The organism is Daejeonella sp., assembly GCF_044342615.1.
Taxonomy (GTDB): Bacteria; Bacteroidota; Bacteroidia; order Sphingobacteriales; family Sphingobacteriaceae; genus Daejeonella.
Genome location: NZ_JBIIPN010000159.1, coordinates 1 through 5,270, shown reverse-complemented (window position 1 = coordinate 5,270; position 5,270 = coordinate 1). Strand labels below are relative to the sequence as shown.

7 protein-coding genes are annotated in these 5,270 nt (G+C 36.4%); 1 reads left to right on the top strand and 6 read right to left on the bottom strand.

The genetic code is table 11. The features are described from left to right. From ACIQ0D_RS11325 to ACIQ0D_RS11300, 6 genes are all read right to left on the bottom strand, one after another. Positions 1 to 195, bottom strand: a 195-nt coding sequence (locus ACIQ0D_RS11325) for a hypothetical protein (protein WP_395805678.1), incomplete at its 3' end; no start/stop codon positions are given. Beyond that, on the bottom strand, positions 192 to 539 hold the full coding sequence (locus tag ACIQ0D_RS11320; RefSeq protein WP_395805676.1) for a phage holin family protein: 348 nt from the start codon (positions 537 to 539) through the stop codon (positions 192 to 194). The genes ACIQ0D_RS11325 and ACIQ0D_RS11320, both read right to left, overlap by 4 nt. A 12-nt stretch (positions 540 to 551) precedes the next feature. After that, positions 552 to 869: a YtxH domain-containing protein gene (locus tag ACIQ0D_RS11315; RefSeq protein WP_395805674.1), complete on the bottom strand. Its 318-nt coding sequence runs from the start codon at positions 867 to 869 to the stop codon at positions 552 to 554. A gap of 256 nt (positions 870 to 1,125) precedes the next feature. Continuing rightward, positions 1,126 to 2,529 (bottom strand): sigma-54-dependent transcriptional regulator, encoded by a 1,404-nt coding sequence (locus ACIQ0D_RS11310; protein WP_395805672.1) that lies wholly within the window; start codon positions 2,527 to 2,529, stop codon positions 1,126 to 1,128. Positions 2,530 to 2,655: 126 nt separating this feature from the next. Then, positions 2,656 to 3,438 carry an enoyl-CoA hydratase/isomerase family protein gene (locus ACIQ0D_RS11305; RefSeq protein WP_395805670.1) on the bottom strand — a complete coding sequence of 261 codons (783 nt, stop codon included), beginning with the start codon at positions 3,436 to 3,438 and terminating at the stop codon, positions 2,656 to 2,658. Between the two features lie 41 nt (positions 3,439 to 3,479). Then, on the bottom strand, positions 3,480 to 3,887 hold the full coding sequence (locus ACIQ0D_RS11300; RefSeq protein WP_395805668.1) for a cobalamin B12-binding domain-containing protein: 408 nt from the start codon (positions 3,885 to 3,887) through the stop codon (positions 3,480 to 3,482). A 147-nt stretch (positions 3,888 to 4,034) separates the two neighbouring features. Between ACIQ0D_RS11300 and glnS the strand changes: the two genes are divergently transcribed. Further along, positions 4,035 to 5,270: glutamine--tRNA ligase (glnS, locus tag ACIQ0D_RS11295; RefSeq protein WP_395805666.1), on the top strand; the 1,236-nt coding region annotated here is incomplete at its 3' end.

Below are 5,270 nucleotides of genomic sequence, written 5' to 3'. Positions count from 1 at the left end.
ATCTTTACCTTCTTCCTTTCCTTTACTAAGGCCTAAAAACTGACTTAACTTGTTTAAAAGAAGGAATGGGGCCGTGATTTTAGTCGTGATTTTTTCTACCTCAATTTTTAGATCAGTCTCCATTTCTACACGGACCTGACCTAAGCGCTCAATTTCCGCTCGTAAATCGTCTATGTTTTGAATTTTAGTTCTCATTTTCTATCTCTGAAAAACTTTGCGATGATGACATTCATAATCTTCTTCTCGAGGTATTTGTCTTTAATGGAATTTAGAATAATCGCCACTAGCAAATAAAATCCAGCAACAATGAGGAATCCACTGTATGAGTTTCCTAAAATCTCGGATAGGTAAAAACTTAAAGCAAAGCTACCAAACAAGAATGCTAGGATTGCAAATACCAGCACGAGGATATCGCTTAAGAAATTGGCAAATATTTGCGATCCTTTATCAACAGTCTTGAGTAGTGTTAGCTCTTTACGAACGTTTACGTAGTCGCTAACCTTTTCAATAAGCTTTTGATGTTCAAATTCTTCTTCCATAAGAATTTAAATTTAAGATTTTATTATCGAATTTAAATCTCCCTCTGTTTTATCTAAAGTAGAATCAAAGTCGTGACGAGTTTTTGAGTACCCCTTTTCTGCTGTTTTTATGGTTGATTTAATACCATCCACAACTTTTTCTTTGAAATTACTTAAATTATTTATTTCATCCGCTGCTCGATCTTTTATGCTATTTCCCAGATTTTTTAGAGAATCTGTTAATTTATCTCGGGTGTCTGATCCCTTATCTGGGGCAAATAAAATTCCGATTGCTACTCCTGCCGCTACTCCTGCTAACAAGGCTGCTAAAACTTTTGTGTTATCGCTCATGATCTTCTTTTTGGTTAAAAATTATAAAATTTACTAGTTCTCTCTCAATCTAAAATTATAAACCTTAGGCATAATTAATTCAGCAAATACTTATGAAACAAGCAATTAGGGATTGATGTTCATAGTAATATGCAGTTAGTAATCCTAAGATTTTAACCCAATAATCAAGCCAATATTGTTCGCTTCCTGATTATTATTCAATTTATTCTATTAATAGAACAACAAATAAATGATTAGGTTTTAAGGCTTTTCGGTTTTATTCCAGATTTATTAATTTCATTTTATTGTAGAGAGTTTTTCTATCAATATTTAAAATTTTGGCAGCTTTTGTTTTGTTGAAGTTAACTTCTTTTAATACTTCTAAGATGGTTTCATATTCTGCCTCTAAAGCAGCATTTTTGAGGTCGTACTTGTTAGAGTTCTTAGCAATTTTTGCTTCAAGTGTATTTTCTAGGTCGGCACCTTTCGAAAAAGTAGAGATTTCGAGTGGTAAGGCCTTTAACTGGACTACATTTCCCTCGCTTAATAATGCTGCACGCCTGATCACGTTTTTAAGTTCACGAACATTACCTGGCCAGCTATAGCCTAATAAACATTCGCTAACCTCAACTGAAAAGACTGGCACTTTTCTATTGAGTTCCTCACAGGTCTGCTCTAGAAAATGTTCTGCAAAAATTAGAATATCCTTGCCTCTTTCACGTAGTGGAGGCACAACAATATTAAACTCATTGAAGCGGTGGAAAAGATCTTCTCTAAACCTACCCTTTTGAATGGCATCACTCAGGTTTTCATTTGTTGCCACAATAATGCGAACATCAAGGGCTATTTCGCTTGTGCTACCAATGCGTTTAACTTTTCGTTCTTGGACAGTTCTAAGAAGTGCGGCTTGGATTTCATAGGATAAATTTCCAACCTCATCCAAAAACAAAGTTCCGCCATTTGCCATTTCAAAGTGACCAATTTTGGTATAAAGCGCGCCAGTAAATGAGCCTTTTTCATGACCAAAAAATTCACTTCCCGCAAGGTCTCTAGTTAATGAACCGCAGTCCATAGCAATAAAAGGCATATCTTTACGCTTACTATTAAAGTGAATGCTTTTAGCAACAGACTCCTTACCTGTTCCGCTATCCCCGTTTAGAATCACACTAAAATTTGTAGGGGCAACAAGCTTTATTTGTTTTAAGAGTTCTTGCGATGCTATGCCTTTACCAACCACAAATTCTTCGGGCATTAAAGCCAGCTCTGCCTTATCATCTTTTTCTGTTTCAAGAGGCGAGCTATTGACCTGATTAATAAGCCTTTGTGTTTCAATAGCCTTGTTGATGGTATTTAGTATTTCATCTGGATAAAGAGGCTTGGTGATATAATCATAAGCCCCCATTTTTATAAGTTCTACGGCAAGCTTGATATCTGAGTATCCAGTTATTATGATTACTCCTGTATTAGGATAGGTTTTTTTAATTGTTCTTAATATTTCTCTTCCATCGGTATCTTCAAGCCTATAATCGCATAAAACTAGGTTAAAAGACTCTTTAGTCATTAATTCGAGGGCATTTGTACCTGTAGTGCTTGTACTAACCTCAAATCCATTTCTTGTTAAAAACTTGGAAAGAAGTATGCCGATGTTTACCTCATCGTCAATTATTAATATTTTATTCATAGTAAAAGCCTAGCCTTTAATTTGAGATAGACTAAACCCAGTCGAATTTATAAATATTATTAACAATTGGGAAATATTTTCTACACTTATAACAAAGATTCTTGCCTAGGAAAAAAGATAGAAATACTATTTTCCTTTAAATTCGGCAGGTCTTTTTTCTAAAAATGCGGAAACACCTTCTTTAAAGTCGTCAGAACCAAAGCAATTTGAAAACTCAGTAATTTCTGCTTCAAATCCATTTTCACCTTCAATAAAGGCAGCATTTACTGCTCGTATGGCTGATCCTATGGCAAAGGGTGAGCGACTCATAATTTTCTTAAGTATTTCTTCTGCTTTGGGGATTAGCTTATCTTCTTCAACTACATGATTAACCAAACCGGTTCTGTAGGCTTCATCCGCTTTGATCATATCTGCTGTTAGGATCATTTCTAAGGCTCTTCCTCTTCCAATTAGCTGACTTAATCGTTGGGTGCCACCGTAGCCAGGTATTAAACCTAAGGAGACCTCTGGAAGTCCCATTTTTGCTGTTGAAGAAGCTACTCGAATGTGGCAGGCCATGGCAAGTTCTAATCCTCCTCCAAGTGCAAAGCCGTTAATTGCTGCAATAATTGGTTTTTCACTGTTCTGAATTACATCAAATACTTTGGTTTGACCCTCACGTGCAAGTTCTCTTGCCTCATCCGAATTGAAATCAGAAAATTCGGAGATATCGGCACCTGCAACAAATGCTTTGGGACCAGCACCAGTGATGATAATTCCTCCAACAGCATCATCATGAAAAGATTGGGTAATTACATCATGAAGCTCGGCAAGTGTAAGTTTATTTAAAGCGTTTAATTTACTTTCACGATTAATGGTAATGTATAAAATGCGATCGCGTATTTCTACGAGTAGGTTGGTTAAATCCATAATATAATTGGTTTAAATAAAGGGTTTTAGCTATCCGAATTTTAGAAGTTTCGGTTTTCTTTCACCCAATTGTTAATATAAGAAACGATTTCTTGAGTATTTGTTCCAGGTTGAAAAAGCTTTCCAACCCCCATTGAATGGAGTAGGTTCATGTCATTTTCCGGGATGATTCCACCTCCAGTTACTAAAACATCATTTAGACCTTTTTCCTTCATAAACTGCATAATTTTGGGAAAAACTGTCATGTGTGCACCAGATAGAATGGAAACTCCAATAGCATCTACATCCTCCTGAAGAGCTGTATTAACCACCATTTCAGGTGTTTGTCTGAGGCCTGTATAAATTACTTCCATTCCCGCATCTCTTAGTGAAGTGGCAATGATTTTTGCTCCTCTATCATGGCCATCAAGGCCAACTTTGGCAACAAGTATTCGTATTGGACGATTCATTTTTTCATCATAATTTATACAAAGTAAAAGTAAGAAGAAATTTGCATTGCCAATTGAATTAAAATATCAATGCATTAAATCGCCACATTCCTAAATTCTTAAATCTAAACTTAAATTTTGCTATTTTTGTTGCCTGTAAAATCTATTATGAGCGAAGAAAGATCATTAAATTTTTTAGAAGAAATCATTGAAGAAGATCTTAGCAATGGTAAAAATGGTGGTCGTATTTTAACGCGATTTCCTCCAGAGCCCAATGGTTACCTCCATATTGGCCACGCTAAATCCATTTGTTTAAACTTCGGAATTGCCAAAAAATATAATGGAAAAACCAATTTAAGATTTGATGATACTAACCCAACTACCGAAGATGTGGAGTATGTGGATAGCATCAGAGAGGATATAAAATGGCTTGGTTTTGAATGGGATAAGGAATTATACTCATCTGATTATTTTGATCAGCTCTATGATTTTGCTGTAGCACTAATAAAAATGGGCTTAGCCTATGTGGATGATAGCACGGCGGAGGAAATTGCTGCTGCTAAGGGAAGTCCAACAGAACCCGGCAAGCCAACCCCTAATAGAAGCAGAAGCATTGAAGAGAATCTTCAGCTTTTTGAAGATATGAAGGATGGAAAATATCCAGATGGTGCAAAGGTTTTGCGTGCTAAAATTGATTTAGCATCACCAAATATGCACCTTCGCGATCCATTGATGTATCGTATTAAACATGCTCACCACCACCGTACAGGCGATAAATGGTGCATTTATCCGATGTATGACTTTGCTCATGGGCAATCGGATGCGATTGAGGAAATTACCCATTCTATTTGTACGCTTGAATTTGTTCCCCATCGCCCACTTTATGAGTGGTTTATACAACAGTTAAATATTTTTCCTTCCAAGCAATATGAGTTTGCCCGTTTAAATATCAATTATACGGTAATGAGTAAGCGTAAGTTGCTTCAGCTGGTTAACGAAAATTACGTAACTGGCTGGGATGATCCACGCATGCCTACCATTAGTGGTTTACGTCGCCGCGGATATACACCCTTATCTATTCGTAATTTTAGTGAGAGAATTGGAGTTGCCCGCCGAGAAAATCAAATTGACTTAGGTTTATTAGAATTTTGCATCCGTGAAGATTTAAATAAGTCGGCTTGGAGAAGAATGGCAGTTATTGATCCAGTAAAATTAATCATCACTAATTATCCGAAAGGCCAAACAGAATTGCTTGAGGGTGAAAATAATCCTGAAGTTGAAGGAGGTGAAGGTGTGCGTAGCATTCCATTTAGTTCGGAGCTTTGGATTGAGCGTGATGATTTTATGGAAGAGCCTACTAAGAAATACTTCCGTTTAGGTCCGGGACTTATGGTTCGTTTAAAG

Bases quoted from the DNA above. Each gene is read 5' to 3' on its own strand.
- ACIQ0D_RS11320 (WP_395805676.1), bottom strand. From the start codon at position 539: ATGGAAGAAGAATTTGAACATCAAAAGCTTATTGAAAAGGTTAGCGAC.
- ACIQ0D_RS11315 (WP_395805674.1), bottom strand. From the start codon at position 869: ATGAGCGATAACACAAAAGTTTTAGCAGCCTTGTTAGCAGGAGTAGCG.
- ACIQ0D_RS11310 (WP_395805672.1), bottom strand. From the start codon at position 2,529: ATGAATAAAATATTAATAATTGACGATGAGGTAAACATCGGCATACTT.
- ACIQ0D_RS11305 (WP_395805670.1), bottom strand. From the start codon at position 3,438: ATGGATTTAACCAACCTACTCGTAGAAATACGCGATCGCATTTTATAC.
- ACIQ0D_RS11300 (WP_395805668.1), bottom strand. From the start codon at position 3,887: ATGAATCGTCCAATACGAATACTTGTTGCCAAAGTTGGCCTTGATGGC.